General features: G+C 70.3%; 13 protein-coding genes and 1 tRNA gene. 11 read left to right on the plus strand and 3 right to left on the minus strand.

What is annotated here, in order from left to right:
- The first annotated feature begins 3 nt into the window (after positions 1-3).
- The 4 genes from BMH31_RS04445 (at position 4) to BMH31_RS04460 (ending at position 6,905) form a co-directional block, all read left to right on the plus strand.
- Positions 4-1,515: a GuaB1 family IMP dehydrogenase-related protein gene (locus tag BMH31_RS04445; RefSeq protein WP_099724267.1), complete on the plus strand. Its 1,512-nt coding sequence runs from the start codon at positions 4-6 to the stop codon at positions 1,513-1,515.
- Between the two features lie 32 nt (positions 1,516-1,547).
- Positions 1,548-4,130 (plus strand): aminopeptidase N, encoded by a 2,583-nt coding sequence (pepN, locus tag BMH31_RS04450; RefSeq protein WP_099724266.1) that lies wholly within the window; start codon positions 1,548-1,550, stop codon positions 4,128-4,130.
- A gap of 66 nt (positions 4,131-4,196) precedes the next feature.
- On the plus strand, positions 4,197-5,624 hold the full coding sequence (gene thrC / locus BMH31_RS04455; protein ID WP_099724265.1) for a threonine synthase: 1,428 nt from the start codon (positions 4,197-4,199) through the stop codon (positions 5,622-5,624).
- Positions 5,625-5,723: 99 nt separating this feature from the next.
- Positions 5,724-6,905 (plus strand): AI-2E family transporter, encoded by a 1,182-nt coding sequence (locus BMH31_RS04460; RefSeq protein ID WP_099724264.1) that lies wholly within the window; start codon positions 5,724-5,726, stop codon positions 6,903-6,905.
- 70 nt (positions 6,906-6,975) lie between these two features.
- Here BMH31_RS04460 and BMH31_RS15315 read toward each other — a convergent pair whose 3' ends face one another.
- Complete coding sequence (locus BMH31_RS15315; protein ID WP_143469790.1) at positions 6,976-7,560, minus strand: hypothetical protein; 585 nt, start codon at positions 7,558-7,560, stop codon at positions 6,976-6,978.
- 268 nt (positions 7,561-7,828) lie between these two features.
- On the opposite strand from BMH31_RS15315, the gene BMH31_RS04465 reads away from it, so the two are divergent.
- The 3 genes from BMH31_RS04465 to BMH31_RS04475 are packed head-to-tail and all read left to right on the plus strand — an operon-like array spanning position 7,829 to position 10,412.
- The gene (locus BMH31_RS04465) at positions 7,829-8,251 is read left to right on the plus strand and encodes a phage holin family protein (RefSeq protein ID WP_099724263.1); all 423 of its coding nucleotides are present in this window, start codon (positions 7,829-7,831) and stop codon (positions 8,249-8,251) included.
- On the plus strand, positions 8,248-8,883 hold the full coding sequence (locus BMH31_RS04470) for an ABC transporter ATP-binding protein (protein ID WP_241898130.1): 636 nt from the start codon (positions 8,248-8,250) through the stop codon (positions 8,881-8,883). Before BMH31_RS04465 ends, BMH31_RS04470 begins: the two co-directional genes overlap by 4 nt.
- Positions 8,880-10,412 (plus strand): hypothetical protein, encoded by a 1,533-nt coding sequence (locus BMH31_RS04475; RefSeq protein WP_099724262.1) that lies wholly within the window; start codon positions 8,880-8,882, stop codon positions 10,410-10,412. The genes BMH31_RS04470 and BMH31_RS04475 overlap by 4 nt, the downstream gene beginning before the upstream one ends.
- A 34-nt stretch (positions 10,413-10,446) precedes the next feature.
- Here the strand turns inward: BMH31_RS04475 and BMH31_RS04480 are convergent, their stop codons facing one another.
- The gene (locus BMH31_RS04480; protein ID WP_099724261.1) at positions 10,447-11,133 is read right to left on the minus strand and encodes an MBL fold metallo-hydrolase; all 687 of its coding nucleotides are present in this window, start codon (positions 11,131-11,133) and stop codon (positions 10,447-10,449) included.
- Positions 11,134-11,356: 223 nt separating this feature from the next.
- Between BMH31_RS04480 and BMH31_RS04485 the strand changes: the two genes are divergently transcribed.
- Positions 11,357-11,429 (plus strand) — tRNA-Glu (locus BMH31_RS04485).
- 266 nt (positions 11,430-11,695) lie between these two features.
- On the opposite strand, the gene BMH31_RS04490 is transcribed toward BMH31_RS04485, so the two are convergent.
- Positions 11,696-12,526 (minus strand): TIGR00645 family protein, encoded by an 831-nt coding sequence (locus BMH31_RS04490; RefSeq protein ID WP_099724260.1) that lies wholly within the window; start codon positions 12,524-12,526, stop codon positions 11,696-11,698.
- Positions 12,527-12,729: 203 nt separating this feature from the next.
- Between BMH31_RS04490 and BMH31_RS04495 the strand changes: the two genes are divergently transcribed.
- The 3 genes from BMH31_RS04495 (at position 12,730) to leuD (ending at position 16,055) form a co-directional block, all read left to right on the plus strand.
- Positions 12,730-13,752 carry a TerC/Alx family metal homeostasis membrane protein gene (locus BMH31_RS04495; protein WP_099724259.1) on the plus strand — a complete coding sequence of 341 codons (1,023 nt, stop codon included), beginning with the start codon at positions 12,730-12,732 and terminating at the stop codon, positions 13,750-13,752.
- A gap of 222 nt (positions 13,753-13,974) precedes the next feature.
- Positions 13,975-15,450 carry a 3-isopropylmalate dehydratase large subunit gene (gene leuC / locus BMH31_RS04500; protein ID WP_099724258.1) on the plus strand — a complete coding sequence of 492 codons (1,476 nt, stop codon included), beginning with the start codon at positions 13,975-13,977 and terminating at the stop codon, positions 15,448-15,450.
- Between the two features lie 2 nt (positions 15,451-15,452).
- Positions 15,453-16,055 (plus strand): 3-isopropylmalate dehydratase small subunit, encoded by a 603-nt coding sequence (leuD, locus tag BMH31_RS04505; protein WP_099724257.1) that lies wholly within the window; start codon positions 15,453-15,455, stop codon positions 16,053-16,055.
- Positions 16,056-16,078: the final 23 nt, after the last annotated feature.

The raw sequence follows: 16,078 nt of genomic DNA on the forward strand, positions 1-16,078 counted from the left end.
GCCATGCAGATCTCCGGCCAGCCGACGGGCGACCTCACCTACTCCGACGTCTTCCTCATTCCCCGTCGCTCCGCGGTGGGGTCCCGCTTCGCCGTCGACCTGGCGCCGGGTGACGGCACCCCGGCGACGATCCCGCTCGTCGCCGCCAACATGAACTCCGTCTCGGGCCCGCGCCTCGCGGCGACCCTCGCCCGCCGGGGCGGCCTCGCGGTGCTCCCGCAGGATCCGCCGCTGCCCGTCGTCGAAGAGGCAATCCGCTGGGTCAAGGAGCGCCCCGCCTCCTGCGACGCCCCGATCGTCGCCGGCGCCGGCGACACCGCGGCCGACGCGCTGCGTCGCGTGCCGCCGAGCGAGCAGCACGGCCTGGTCGTCGTCCGCGGCGATGCCGGGCGCTACGCCGACGGCACCGCGGGCGCGAGCGGTGCATCGGCCGTCGGGATCCCCGTCGCCGAGGTGCTCGGCGTCCTCCCCGCGCACCGCCTCGCCAGCGTCCCCGAGGACGCCCGACTCGGCGACCTCGTACGCGGCGAGCTCCCCAGCATCCCGGTCGCCGACCTCGGCGAGGGCCGCGCGGCGTTCGATGCCGTGCTCGCGGCCGAGGAGGCGCTCGGCGCGCCGATCCTCTGCGTGCTCGACGGCGACCGCGTCGTCGGCACGATCACCTCGCGCAGCGCACTGCGCAACGCGCTCTACGCTCCTGCCGTCGACCACGACGGACGCCTCGCCGTCGCCGCGGCCGTCGGTATCAACGGCGACGTCGCGGGCAAGGCCTCGGCGCTCGCCGCGGCCGGTGCCGACGTGCTCGTCGTCGACACCGCTCACGGGCATCAGGAGGGCATGATCCGCGCGCTGCGCACCATCGCCGACCTCGACCTCGGACTCCCCGTCGCAGCGGGCAACATCGTCACCGCCGACGGCGTGCACGACCTCGTGAACGCCGGCGCCACGATCCTCAAGGTCGGCGTCGGCCCCGGTGCCATGTGCACGACCCGCATGATGACCGCAGTCGGACGCCCGCAGTTCTCGGCCGTGCTCGAGACCGCCGAGGCCGCGAGCGAGCTCGGTGCGCACGTCTGGGCCGACGGCGGCGTCCGCTACCCGCGCGACGTCGCGCTCGCGCTCGCCGCAGGCGCCGCGTCGATCATGATCGGCTCGTGGTTCGCGGGCACGATCGAAGCGCCGGGAGAGCTGGTCGCCGACCCGAGCGGACGCCTCTACAAGGAATCCTGGGGCATGGCCTCGACCAAGGCGGTGCAGGCGCGCTTCGGCGGTCTCGACCCCTACGAGCGCGCCCGCAAGGAGCTGTTCGCCGAGGGCATCTCGTCGTCCAAGATCTACCTCGACCCGCAGCGTCCGAGCGTCGAGGACCTGGTCGACATGATCACCTCGGGCGTCCGATCGTCGTTCACCTACGCGGGCGCGGGCAGCGTCGCGGAGTTCCACGAGCGCGCGCACGTGGGCCTGCAGTCGGCCGCGGGGTACGAGGAGGGCAAGGCGCTTCCGGTCTCGTGGTGAGCGCCGTCCTCGCGGCATGACACGATGGGGGTATGACTTCCGAACTCCGTTCCGCGAGCGCGTCGGCGAATCTCGGTCGCACCGAGACCGCCGAGCGCGCCGCGGTGATCGACCTGCACCGGATCCGCGTCGAGCTCGATGTCACGGCCGCGCCGGACCCCGCCGTCGCCGTGTTCCCGACCGTCACCACCCTCGAGTTCGACGCGCGCACCGACGCCACCTGGATCGACTTCATCGGCGATTCGGTGGGCCGGGTCGAGGTGAACGGCGACGAGCAGCCGGTCCGCTACGACGGAGCCCGCATCCGCATCGACGGCCTCGGCGGTACCGCCGAAGCTGCCGCCGCCGCGGTGGTGCGCGTCGAAGCGCTCGGCGTCTACAGCCGCAGCGGCGAGGGCCTGCACCGCTACGTCGACCCGGCCGACGGCGAGACCTATCTCTACACCCAGTACGAGCCGGCGGACGCCCGCCGGGTGATGGCCTGCTTCGAGCAGCCCGATCTGAAGGCCGAGATCGCGTTCTCGGTGCGAGCACCCGAGGCCTGGACCGTGCTCTCGAACACGGTCCCGACAGGGGAGCGGGTGGCCGACGCCCCGGTCGAGTTCGCGCCGACGAAGCCGATCTCGAGCTACATCACGGCCGTCGCCGCCGGGCCGTACTTCGGCGTCCGCGATTCCTGGACCAAGGGCGACGGCTCCCTCGAGATCCCGCTCGGCGTCTACTGCCGAGCCTCGCTCGCCGAGCACCTCGACGCCGACGAGATCCTCGAGGTCACGAAGCAGGGCCTCGACTTCTTCCACGAGCGCTTCGGCTTCGACTACCCGTGGGGCGTCTACGACCAGATCTTCGTGCCCGAGTACAACCTCGGCGCGATGGAGAACCCGGGACTCGTGACCTTCACCGAGTCCTACGTGTTCCGCGGCGCCGCGACCGAGTCGCAGCGCGAAGGCCGTGCGAACACGATCCTGCACGAGATGGCGCACATGTGGTTCGGCGATCTCGTGACGATGCGCTGGTGGGACGACCTGTGGCTCAAGGAGTCGTTCGCCGACTTCATGGGCGCGTTCGCCGCGTCGCGCGCCACGCGCTTCACCGACGCGTTCGTGACCTTCGCGAACCGCCGCAAGGCGTGGGCCGTCGAGCAGGATCAGATGCCGACCACGCACCCCATCGTCGCCGATATCCCCGATCTGGAGGCCGCGAAGCTGAACTTCGACGGCATCACCTACGCCAAGGGCGCGGCGGTGCTGAAGCAGCTCGTGGCCTTCGTGGGGGAGGACGCCTTCTTCGCCGGGGCCCGCCGCTACTTCGCGGATCACGCCTACGGCAACACCGAACTGAACGACCTGCTCGTCGCGCTCGAAGAGGCCTCCGGCCGCGACCTCCGCGCCTGGTCGGCCGCCTGGCTCGAGACCACCGGTCTGTCGACGCTCGAGCTGGATCGCGGATCCGATGCGGCGGAGGAGCCGGGCGCGCGGATCCTGATGAGCGACCCGCGCCCGCACCGCATCGCGGTCGGCGGCTACGCGCTCGCCCCGAACTCGGGCGCCATGATCCGCCGCGAGCGCGTCGAGCTCGACCTGGTCGATGCCGAGACCCCGCTGCCGGTCGACCCGAAGCTGCTCCGGGCGTACGACCTCTGGATCCTGAACGACGAGGACCTGAGCTACGCGAAGGTCCGCCTCGACGCACCCGCGCGCGCGGCGGTCACCGGCCACCTCTCGGCCATCGACGACCCGCTCGCGCGCGGTCTCGTCTGGGCGGCGCTCTGGAACGCGACGCGGGACGGCGAGCTGCCGGCCCGCGAGTTCCTCGCCGTCGTGGCGAAGCACGCGGGCGCCGAGCGCAATGTCGGGTTGCTCGAGACGGTGCTCGGCAACGCCGCGCTCGCCGTGCGCAGCTACGTGCGCGCCGAGCATCGGGTCGACGCCCAGTGGGCGCAGCTGGAGCTCGCGCTGCAGCAGCTCGACGCGGCCGAGCACGGCAGCGGATCCCAGCTCGCCTGGGCTCGGGCGTTCGCCGCGGCCGCCGAGCGCGACGGTTCGGAGTTCGAGCGGGTCGCCGACATCATGCGCGGGGACGAGGACGCGGTGCCGCTCGGTCTCGCGCTCGACGCCGATCTGCGGTGGCGGCTGCTCACCGCGCTCGTCGCGACGGGCCACGCGGGGGAGTCCGAGATCGCGACCCAGCTGGCGAGCGACGACACGGGCAGCGGTCGCGCCTGGGCGGTGCGGGCCCGGGCCTCCGTGTCCGACGCCGAGGTGCGCCTCGCGGCGTGGGAGCGCGCCTGGAACGACCTGGAGCTCAGCAACGAGCACCTCGACGCGACCATCGCGGGCGCCCGGGCCGGCGGCCGCGACGAACTGCTCGGCGAGCTGCCGTCCGACCCCGAGAACGGCTACTTCGCGCGGATCCTGCCCGCCTGGGAGACCCGCAGCATCGAGATCGCGAAGCGGCTCGTGCTGGGACTGTTCCCGGAAGCCCCGAACACGGACGCGGTCGACGCCTGGCTCGACGCCAACGCGGATGCGCCCGGCTCGCTGCGCCGGCTCGTGATCGAGCAGCGCGACCGCCTGGCCCGCCGCATCCGCGTGCGCGCCGCCCAGTCGGCGTGACCTCGGCCGACCGTCTGGAACAATAGAAGGCGATCCCCAGTCGGGGACCCGAAGCAAGGAGCGAACGTGCAGTTCATTTCGACCCGCGGCGGCCTCGAGCCGTCGGAGTTCAGCGCGATCCTGCTCGAGGGCCTCGCGCCCGACGGCGGCCTCGTCGTGCCGGCGGAGCTGCCGCGCGTCGACGCCGCGACGCTCGAGTCGTGGCGGAACCTCGACTACGCAGGCCTCGCGACCGAGGTGATCTCGCGCTTCGCGACCGACATCCCGCGCGACGACCTCGCGGCCATGTGCCGTGCGGCCTACTCGGCCGAGAACTTCCCGACCGAGGGCGTCGTCCCGCTCACCGAGCTCGACGGCGGCGTCACGCTCGTCGGCCTGTCCGAGGGACCGACCTTCGCGTTCAAGGACATGGCGATGCAGTTCCTCGGCCAGTCGCTCGAGTACGTGCTCGCGCGCACCGGCCGGTCGCTCAACGTGCTCGGTGCGACCTCGGGCGACACGGGCTCGGCGGCCGAGTACGCGCTGCGCGGCAAGGACCGCGTCGCGGTCTTCATGCTGTCGCCGCAGGGGCGCATGAGCGCGTTCCAGCGCGCGCAGATGTACTCGCTGACCGACGACAACATCCACAACATCGCGGTGGAGGGCGTCTTCGACGACTGCCAGAATCTCGTCAAGGAGCTCTCGGGCGACCTCGCGTTCAAGCAGCAGCACCAGCTCGGCACGGTCAACTCCATCAACCTCGGCCGTATCACGGCCCAGACCGTCTACTACGTGTGGTCGTGGCTGCGCGCGAGCGACGCGGTCGCTCCCGAGCAGCGCGCCGGCTTCGAGGTCTCGGTCACGGTGCCGTCGGGCAACTTCGGCAACATCCTCTCGGGCTGGTACGCGAAGCAGCTCGGTGTGCCGCTGCGCCGCCTCGTACTCGCCGCGAACGAGAACAACGTGCTCGACGACTTCTTCCGGACCGGCGTCTACCGTCCTCGCAGCGCGGCGAACACGCACGCGACCTCGAGCCCGTCGATGGACATCTCGAAGGCGTCGAACCTCGAGCGCTTCATCTTCGAGCTCGTCGGGCGCGACGCCGACCGCCTGCGCGGGCTCTGGGCCGAGCTGTCCGAGCGCGGCGAGTTCGACCTCTCGCACGAGCAGGCCCGATTCGCCGACGAGTTCGGCTTCGCGAGCGGCACGAGCACGCACGCCGACCGGGTCGCGACGATCCGCGCCGTGCACGACGCGACCGGCATCACCATCGATCCGCACACCGCCGACGGTGTGAAGGTGGCGCGCGAGCACCAGGAGGCCGGCGTGCCGATGCTCGTGCTCGAGACCGCGAAGCCCGCGAAGTTCCCCGAGATCGTGGTCGAAGCGATCGGCGCGGCGGCACCGCTGCCCGACGACCTCGCGGCGATGCTCGAACTGCCGCAGCACGTCACCGAGATGGCCGACGACGCCGAGGCGCTGCGCGCCTTCATCGCGGAGCGCGCCACCGCCTGATCCGCGACCGATCCGCGGCGGCCGGGCGAGGCGCCGCCGCGGTGTCGGCGGTGCCGCCTACGCTGGGGGACCACAGGTCCACCGACGAAGGGCAAGGTGATGTTCGGCCGCCGTGAACGACGGGAACTCGAGGGGCGCATCGCCGACCTCGAATCGAGGCTGCCGGAGCCCGAGGCATCGGGGCGGCCATCGCGGAGCGGTGCTGCGGCCGCAGCGCGGGCCGCCTGGGGCGACGGCTTCGGTCTGCTCGCCACGCGTGCGCTGCAGATCATCATCGTGCTCGTGCTCACCGCCGGGGTCGTGCTCGGCCTGCGCGTGCTCAGCACGGTCGTGATCCCGATCCTGCTCGCGCTCATCTTCGCGAGCACCTTCGCGCCCGTGATGCGCTGGCTGCGGGGACGAAATCTGCCGCCCGCGCTCGCGACCGTCATCGTGCTGCTCGGCATCGTCCTGATCCTCACCGGGATCGGCTGGATGATCACCTGGGCGGTCATCGACCAGTGGGACGACCTCTCGGACCAGGCCATCGAGGGTTACGCCCAGGCCGCGGCCTGGGTGCAGACCCTGCCGTTCGCCCCCAGCTCCGAGCAGCTGCTCGAGTGGCGCGACGCGCTCGTGCACTTCGCGACCAGCGCCGAGTTCGGTTCGGGCGCGCTCGCGGGTGTGGGCGCTGTCGCGAGCTTCGTGACGGGGCTCATCCTCATGGTCGTCGTGCTGTTCTTCTTCCTCAAGGACGGCGCGGTCATCTGGCGCTTCCTGCTGCGCCCCTTCCGCGGCGAGGCGCTCGCGCGCGCCGAGCGCATCGGCGACAAGGCCGTCGTGACCCTCGGCTCCTACGTCCGCGGCACGGCGGCGGTGGCCGCGGTCGATGCCATCGGCATCGGCATCGGCCTCGTGATCCTGCACGTCCCGCTCGCGCTGCCGCTCGCGGTGCTCACCTTCCTGCTGTCGTTCATCCCGTTCATCGGGGCGACGCTCGGCGGTACCCTGGCGGCGCTCGTCGCCCTCGTGGCGAACGGTCCGATCTCGGCCGTGATCGTCGTCGGCGTGGTGGTGCTCGTGAACCAGCTCGAGGGGAACCTGCTGCAGCCCGTGCTCATGGGCCGCACGCTGAAGCTGCACGCGCTCGTGATCCTGCTCGCGCTGACCATCGGAACGGTGCTGAGCGGGGTGCTCGGCGCGGTGCTCGCGGTGCCGATCGCGGCGGTCGCCTGGGGCATCATCCAGGTGTGGGACGGCCCGTCCCTCCCGGCGCGCTGGGCGCGGCCGAACACCGAGTGAGTGGATCAGCCTGAATGAGCTGAACGTGAGGAGTTCTGCCTGCAACGAGTAGGTAAGCCTGGCGCCGCCGTCAGTGCGTTGATTCTTCTCCGTCAAAGATCACCTTTGACGCGTAGCCGCTTGCGGAAAAAGTCCACTGGCTGATCGTTTTCCATCTTCTAGTGGTTTGTGGACCGCGGTACGTCGCGATGTACTCGTCCACGCCGTCAGTTTGCGAAAGAGGAAGACGAAGATTCTCTGGGTCATAGAGATTATCCTTGGCTAGGACCGTGCCAAGGCTCCTGCTTCCAACAGTTCCGTCGCGAAGCTTCCAAGTCAAGTGGACATCGCTTGCCGTAAAGTCCGATGTGTTCGCAAGTTGAACAAGAACAAAGGGCGAACCATCCGGGTCTGATCGTGATTCAGCATCGACATAGATGCTTGGCTTGGTGGCGAAAGAGAGCGCTTTGGTAGCCTCTCTGGCAGCAGTTTCACTGCTTGAAGAAGCGCGCCATGAGAACAGGGCAGCTGCAGCGGTCGCCAGAGCAGTTACTGCTGCGGCAAAAAGGGACAATGTCTGAACGGAGAACCCGTTGCTCCAAACGTGACCAGCGAAAAAACCTAGCAGAGTCGTTGCTAATAGTGCTGATATTAGAAAAACACGGCGTATCCACATGCTCATATTGTATTTGGTTTTCTGATCCGACAAGACCGGACCACGAGGGCGACTAGTTCAGTCCAGAATTAATGGTGTCTCTTCATCGCGGCGGTCGCCTGGGGCATCATCCAGGTGTGGGACGGCCCGTCCCTCCCGGCGCGCTGGGCGCGGCCGAACACGCGCTGAGGAACCCCGGTCGACCGGTCGGGCCGGCGCGTCGCCGGTTCCGATACGCTGAGCCCAGGACCGCGGCCACGCCCGCAGACACTTCGAAGGAGACGCGTCCATGATCCGATTCCTGCTGGGACTGGCATCGAACCTGGTGCTCGCCGCGGTGGCGCTCATCGTCGCCTCGCTGGTCGTCGACGGCGTGCACCTGCATCTCGGCGGCTTCCTCGTCGCGGTCGGCGTGCTCGCGCTCGCTCAGGCGATCCTCGCGCCGTTCGTGTTCAACCTGGCCCGGCGCTATGCCTCCGCGGTGCTCGGCGGCATCGGGATCGTCTCGACGTTCCTCGCCCTCTGGATCGCGACGCTGTTCCGCGGCGGGATCACGATCGACGGCGTGACCGCGTGGATCGCCGCACCCATCATCGTCTGGGTGGTGACCGCGCTCGGCGGCTGGGTCATCATGGGCGTGATCGTCGAGCGGTGGCTGAAGCGCCGCGAAGAGGACCGGCTGCTCGATCGCCGGGAGGCGAAGCGCCGGTGATCTCCGCCGGCCTGGGCAGCGCGCTGCTCGTCGCGGAGCGCGCGTCGCTCGTCGTCGACGGCGCGACGCTGCTGCCCGAGACCTCGGTCGCGATCGACGCGGGGGAGTGCGTCGCCCTGCTCGGACCGAACGGTGCGGGCAAGACGACGCTGCTGCGGCTGTTCTCGGGCCGGGTGCGTCCGAGCAGCGGGCGCGTGCTGCTGCGCGGCAGGCCGATCGACGAGCGCGAGGCCGCGACCCGGCGGGCGATGGCGATGCTGATCGAGCCGCCCGCGCTCTACCCGGACCTCACGATCTCCGACCACCTCGCCCTGGTGACGGCGCTCTGGGACGATGCGGGGCCGGTCGAGGACGCGCTCGCGCGGTTCGAGCTCGGTGCGCTCCGCGACCGCTTCCCGCACGAGCTGTCGAGCGGGCAGCGGCAGCTCGTGCACCTGGCGCTGGTGTTCGCGCGGCCGGCGGAGATCCTGCTGCTCGACGAACCCGAGCAGCGCCTCGATGCGGACCGCCGGGGGCTGCTCGCAGCCGCGATCCTCGAGGCCCGCGAACGCGGCACGGCGGTGGCCTGCGCCAGCCACGATCCGGCGCTCGTGGAGCGCGTCGCCGACCGCCGGGTGCGGGTCGGAGGATGAGCCCGCGCTCCGTTCCGGGCGGAGGGTCCCGTGCGCGTGCGCGCGCGATCCTCGCTCGCCGCGCGACGCGATCCTCGGACGACGGCGCCGTGTACCGCGCCTACCTCGTCGTGATGACTCTGCTGGTGGTCGTAGCGCCCGTACTGCGCGCCGCGACGCTCGCGCTCGCGGACGCGTGGCCGAGGCTCGGCAGCGCGGGGGCGGGCGTCGCCGGCGTCGCGGTCTGCGCGGTGCTCGTCGCTTGCGCGCTGCTCGGCGCGCAGCGGGGACCCGCCTCCGCGTCGCTGCCCGAGATCGACCTGGTGCTGTCGGGACCCGGGTCGCGGGCCCGATTGCTCGCCCCGACGGTGCTCCGCGCGTGCGCCGTGTCGGCCGCGCTGGGGGCCATCTGCGGCGGCATGTTCGGCATCGCGACCGCGCCTCCCGCCGCGTGGGCGCCCGCCATCGCGGTCGGGGGCGGGCTCGGCCTGTGCGCCGCGGCGGTGCTGCTCGCCGGGCAGGCCGGCCGCGGGGTCCGCGCCGCGCTCGCGACGGGCCTGGTGCTGCTCGGGGCGGGAGTCGCGCTGCTGCCGAACGCTTGGATCTCCACGCTCGCAGTGGCAGCCGCCGCGCTCGGGTTCGCGTCGGTGGCTGCTGCGCCGGCGTTCGCCGCGCGGATCCCGCTGCGGACGCTGCGGGATCAGGCTGCTCGCTGGGAGGACGTCTCGATGCTCGCGCTCTCGGGCGACCCGGCGATCGCCGCGGCCCGGCTCGGGGCTCCCGTGAGAGTCGGGCGGCGCTGGCGCTGGCGGGTTCCGCGTCGCGCGGTTCCCGCGATCCTGCTCCGCGATCTCCGGGGTGCGCTGCGCGCTCCGGCGCGGAGCGTTCTCGGGGTGGTCGCGCTGATCGGCGCGGGCGCCGGACTCGCGCTCGTGACGGGCGGGCCGGGAGCACCCCTGGGCGCGGTCCCCGACGCGGAGTCGGCGGCGCTCGCCGGTGCGGGGCTGGGCGCGGGGCTCTACGCCGCACTGGGGCCGCTCTGCCGCGGCCTCGGAGCCGCCGCCGAGGGGATCGGAGGGCCCGGGCTGCTCCCGCTGCCCCCGGGCCGCCTGCTGGCCGCGCACGCGATCCTTCCGAGCGCGCTCGCGATCCTGCTGCCCGTGCTCGGTGCGATCATCGTCGGTGCCGCGGGCTGGAGCGGTGCCGGCGGTGCGGTCGGTGCCGAAGGCGCGGTCGGCATCGCCGGGCCGATCCTTCTCGCCGTCGTCGCACTGGCTGCGATGGGGCAGCAGCTGCGGATCCTCGCGGTGCTGAAGGGGCCGCTGCCTCAGCGCCTGCTGGCGCCGATCCCGACCCCGGCAGGCGACCTCTCGGCGCTGAACGTGCTCGTGTGGACCTTCGACGGCCCCGTCTGCGCGGCCGTGATCGGCGCACTGCTGGCCGCGTTGACGGTGGGCGCCCCGCAGGCGCTCCTCCCGGTGTCGCTCCCGATCCTGCTCGGGCTCGGGTTCTGGATCCGGGCCCGGTACCGCACCGCGCGAGGGCGCTAGTCCCGGTGCGGCCGGCCGGTTCCGGCCGGCGGCGCTAGAGCTCCAGGCGCGCGGCTCCGGCGTCACCGAGCCGGGGGAACGCCAGGAGTTCGCCCCCGGTGGTCGCGAGCGCCTCGCGCACCCGCTGCTCGAACAGGGCCAGGCCGGGGCCGGACAGCATGCCGTCGTGGGTCAGGAACACACGGCGCGGCGCGTTCGCCAGCACGAAGTCCATCACGTCGCCGATCGTCGACCAGGGCGAGCCGATCGGCACGCCGAGCACGTCCGCGCGGAAGGGCGGTCGCGCGAGCGAGTCGCCGCCGTAGGCGAGCGAGCCGTTCACCCGAACCCCGATGTTGTCGATGACGGGGATGCTCGCGTGCAGCACTTCGTGCCGATGCCCGTAGAAGTCGAGCTCGAAACGGCCTGCGGTTGCCGAATCGCCCTCGTGCACCACCACGGCGTCGGGGATCCCCGCGGCCCGCAGCGCCTCGGCGGTCGCACGGGTCGTGAAGACGCCAGCGCCGGGTGCGGCGGTACGGATCGCGGCCAGGTTCGGCGCGGACCAGTGATCGCCGTGCTCGTGGGTGATCACGACGCCCGCGATGGTCGACTCGGCTGAAACCGCGTCGATCGCCGCAGCGAGCTCGGCCTCGGTCGTGAAGGACCCGGGATCGATGAAGAGGGCGTGACCCTCGTGCTCGAGCACCAGGCCGGCATGGGAGAGACGGAATCCGCGCATGCCGTGATCCTAGACCCGGGGGATGCGTGTGAGCCAAGGGCCCGTCGGGCTTCGGGCGGGTCATGCAGCCGGGCACGACCGGGCGCGGCCGGGCTCGCAAAAATGGCGGAATCACGGGCGACGCGCCGTGGAACACGGCCCGATTTGTGGCGCTTTGAATCCGTGTGTCAGAATATACGAGTTGCCGCGGCACGGGGGAAGCCCCGGGAAGCGCAACCAGCTCGGCCCCATCGTATAGCGGCCTAGTACGCCGCCCTCTCACGGCGGTAACGCGGGTTCGAATCCCGCTGGGGTCACCGAGAAACGAAAGCCTCGCCTTCGGGCGAGGCTTTCGTTGTTTCTGCGTGTGCTCGTGTTCGGGGGTGCGGCATTCATCGGGGCCTGAGCCTGCCCCTGCTGTGGGGCCCGGCCCTGGTGTCTGCCGCTGTGCGGCGCTGCCCCGGTCGGGCGGTGCTCGGTTGCGTCCCCCTTTCGAAGCCGAGGCCGAAGCCGAGCCCCCCCCCGGAAACACCGCAGGGGACGTCCGAACGGACGTCCCCTGCGGTGTGATTCGATCCCGCAGCTAGCCGATGCGCTGCGCGCCCTCGGGCAGCACGGTGCCCGCCGGCACGCGCACCGTCACGTATCCGTCGGCGTCGACTGCGTCCGCGGCCACAGCGGCGCCGGCCGGAGCCGGGGCAGCCGCTGCATCGGCGAGTCCCGCGGGTGCGACCGCGTATGCGAGGACCGGCGCGGGCGCGTGCGCGGGGGCGTGCGCCTTCGCGGGCTCGGCGTGGTGGCTCATCTTGTCGATCCAGGCGAGCGCGAGCGCCGACACGATGAAGGCGAGGTGGATGATGACCTCCCACATCACGCCGTCGTTCGAGTAGATGACGTTCTTGCCGTTCTTCACGAGACCACCGTCCATGCGTCCGACCTCGATGAAGGTCTTGAGCAGGTGGATCGACGAGATCGAGATGATCGAGATGGCGAGCTTGACCTTGAGCAGGTTCGCGTTGACGTGCGACAGCCAGTCGGGCTCATCGTGGTGGCCGTCGACGCGGATCTTCGACACGAAGGTCTCGTAGCCGCCGATGATCACCATGATGAGCAGGTTCGCGATCATGACGATGTCGATGAGCGCGAGCACGCTCAGCATGACCTCGGTCTCGGTGAACTTGCCCTTGATCACCGACTTCTCGATGAGGTGCCACAGCTCGACGAAGAACAGCACCACGTACACCGCCTGGGCGATGATGAGGCCCAGGTAGAGCGGAGCCTGGAGCCAGCGGCTCGCGAAGATGAAGCCCGCGAGCGTACGGGAGGCGGCCCCGGGGCCGCGCGCACCGGAGCGCTCGATCGGGGTCTGAACGGGGCGGGAGCTCACGGGGATCCTCTCGTCGGGTCTGGACATGCGCGGCATATCGTATCGGAGCCGCCTGCGTGCGGACCCGCTACACTGGTGCGCAGCGAAGGGGAGTATTCCGTTTCGCTCGTATCGTCAATACGCCGGGCGCCGTCGCCCGGCCGGTACGGGCGCGATGCGATCCGACAGGGTCGCACCGGGAAGAGACTTTCGGCCGTTCCGCGCACCCGCGCACGCCCGAAGGGAATTCATTGACCACCGCACTTCCGCTCTGGTTCGAGATCGGCTCCATGGTCGTCCTCGTCGCGATCCTGCTCGTCGACCTCCTGATGATCATCAAGCGCCCGCACGTCCCCTCGATGCGCGAGGCCAGCATCTGGGTCGGCGTCTACGTGCTGCTGGCGCTGCTGTTCGCCGGATCCCTGTTCCTGCTGGGCGACGCCCAGCACGGCAGCGAGTTCCTCGCCGGCTGGCTGACCGAGTACAGCCTCTCGATCGATAATCTGTTCGTGTTCGTGCTGATCCTCGGCCGCTTCGCGGTGCCGCACGCCTACCAGCAGCGCGCGCTCATGATCGGCATCGTGCTCGCGCTCATCTTCCGAGGACTGTTCATCCTCGCGGGCGCGGCGATCATCGAGCGCTTCATCGCGGTGTTCTTCATCTTCGGTCTGTGGCTCATCTGGACGGCCTGGCAGCAGGTCAAGCCGGGAGCCCATGAGGAGGAGGGCGACAGCTGGATCATCCGCCAGGTGAAGAAGGTGATGCCGTTCAGCGACCACTACGACGGCGGCAAGCTGCGCACCACGGTCGACGGCAAGCGCATGTTCACCCCGTTCCTGCTGGTGCTGATCTCGCTCGGCGCGACCGACCTGCTCTTCGCCCTCGACTCGATCCCCGCGATCTTCGGCATCACGCAGAGCCCGTTCATCGCGTTCACGGCGAACGTGTTCGCCCTGATGGGCCTGCGCCAGCTCTACTTCCTGCTCGGCGGCCTGCTCGAGCGCCTCGAGTACCTCAAGTACGGTATCGCCGCGATCCTCGCGTTCATCGGCGTGAAGCTGATCCTGCACGCGCTGCACGAGAACGAACTGCCGTTCATCAACGGCGGCGAGCACGTGCCGGTGCCCGACATCGACACGTGGACCTCGCTCGGCTTCATCGTCGCGGCGATGGCGATCGCGACGATCGCGAGCGTCGTCAAGGTGCGGCGCGAAGCGGCGGCGGGCGGAGAGAAGCTCCACCTCGGCGCTGCGGAACCGCACGAGAAGCCGTAACCGGCGAGCGACGGCACCCGGCTCTCGGGAGCCCGCGCTGACCACCGCGCGGGCTCCCGAGTGGTAAGCTGACCGGCATGCGTTCACGGCAGCTGCTTCTTCCGTGCCGCGACGGGGCCTAACCATCGGTCATCCCCGTCGCGGAGTTCTGGCATGGCCGAAACACCGAACCCCGCGCAGCAGCACCGCATGTCAGCGCAATCGAAGCGGAGAAGCAGACATATGACCGAGCAGTCCACGCCGTCCGCACGGCGCCCCCGTACCCTGGCCGAGAAGCTCTGGGACGACCACGTGGTCGTCAAGGGCGAAGACGGCAACCCGGATCTCATCTACATCGACCTGCACCTGATCCACGAGGTCACCAGCCCGCAGGCCTTCGACGGTCTGCGTATGGCCGACCGGCCGCTGCGCCGGGTCGACCTGATGATCGCGACCGAGGATCACAACACCCCGACGCTCAACATCTCGAAGCAGATCGAGGACCCGACGAGCCGTACGCAGATCGAGACCCTGCGTCGCAACGTCGAGGAGTTCGGCGTCCGCGCCCACCCGCTCGGCGACAAGGAGCAGGGCATCGTCCACGTGGTCGGCCCGCAGCTCGGCCTGAGTATGCCCGGCATCACGGTGGTGTGCGGCGACAGCCACACGTCGACCCACGGCGCCTTCGGGGCACTCGCCTTCGGCATCGGCACCAGCGAGGTCGAGCACGTGATGGCGACGCAGACGCTGCCGCTCAAGCCCTTCAAGACCATGGCGATCAACGTCGAGGGCGAGCTGCGTCCCGGCGTCACCGCGAAGGACATCATCCTGGCCGTCATCGCCGAGATCGGCACAGGCGGCGGACAGGGCTACGTGCTCGAGTACCGCGGTTCGGCGATCCGCAACCTGTCGATGGACGGGCGCATGACCATCTGCAACATGTCGATCGAGGCCGGCGCGCGTGCCGGCATGGTCGCGCCCGACGAGACGACCTTCGCCTACGTCAAGGGCCGCGACCACGCCCCGCAGGGCGCCGATTGGGACGCCGCAGTCGAGTACTGGAAGTCGCTGCCGACCGACGAAGGAGCGACCTTCGATCGGGAGGTCTTCATCGACGCGAGCGCGCTCGAGCCGTTCGTCACCTGGGGCACCAACCCCGGCCAGGGCGTGCTGCTGAGCGACACCGTACCGGTGCCCGCCGATATCGCCGACCCGAACGAGCGTGCCGCCGCCGAGCGAGCCCTCGAGTACATGGATCTCGAAGCAGGGACCCCGATGAAGGAGATCGCGGTCGACGCGGTGTTCATGGGTTCCTGCACCAACGCACGTCTCGACGACCTGCGCGACTTCGCGAGCATCATCAAGGGCCGCAAGAAGGCCGACGGCGTGCGCCTCATGGTCGTGCCCGGCTCGGCGCGCGTGCGCCTCGAGGCCGAGGCCGAGGGGATCGACAAGATCGTCGAGGAGTTCGGCGGCGAGTGGCGCTTCGCGGGCTGCTCGATGTGCCTCGGCATGAACCCCGACCAGCTGGCTCCGGGGGAGCGCTGCGCATCGACCTCGAACCGCAACTTCGAGGGTCGTCAGGGCAAGGGCGGCCGCACCCACCTGGTCTCGCCGCTCGTCGCGGCGGCGACCGCTATTCGGGGCACGCTGTCGAGCCCGTGGGACCTGCAGGAAGACGCCGCGAAGGGCATCGCGCACGAGCAGGTGGAGGCCTGATCATGGACAAGTTCACCACCCTGACCGGGATCGCGGCTCCGCTGAAGCGATCCAACGTCGACACCGATCAGATCATCCCCGCGGTGTTCCTCAAGCGCGTCACCAAGACCGGCTTCGACGACGCACTGTTCCATCACTGGCGCCAGGATCCCGAGTTCGTGCTCAACCAGCCGCAGTACCGGGGAGCTCAGATCCTCGTGGCCGGCCCCGACTTCGGCACCGGCTCCTCGCGCGAGCACGCCGTCTGGGCGCTGCGCGATTTCGGGTTCAAGGTCGTCATCTCGGCGCGCTTCGCCGACATCTTCCGCGGCAACTCCGGCAAGCAGGGACTGCTCGCCGCGCAGGTCGCCGAGGCCGACGTGGAGCGCATCTGGGCGGTGCTCGACGAGCAGCCGGGCGCCGAGATCACGGTCGACCTCGAGAACCGCACCGTCGTTGCCGGGAATATCTCAGTCCCGTTCGAGATTGATGATTACACTCGGTGGCGGCTGCTGGAGGGGCTCGACGATATCTCGTTGACGCTCCGCGACGAGCAGTCCATCACCGATTTCGAAGCCAAGCGTCCCTCGTGGATGCCGACCACTCTTCCCGTGAGGAACGCGTGAGCCAGAAGACCGAGACCCCCCAG

The organism is Leucobacter sp. OLIS6 (assembly GCF_002752355.1).
GTDB lineage: Bacteria > Actinomycetota > Actinomycetes > Actinomycetales > Microbacteriaceae > Leucobacter.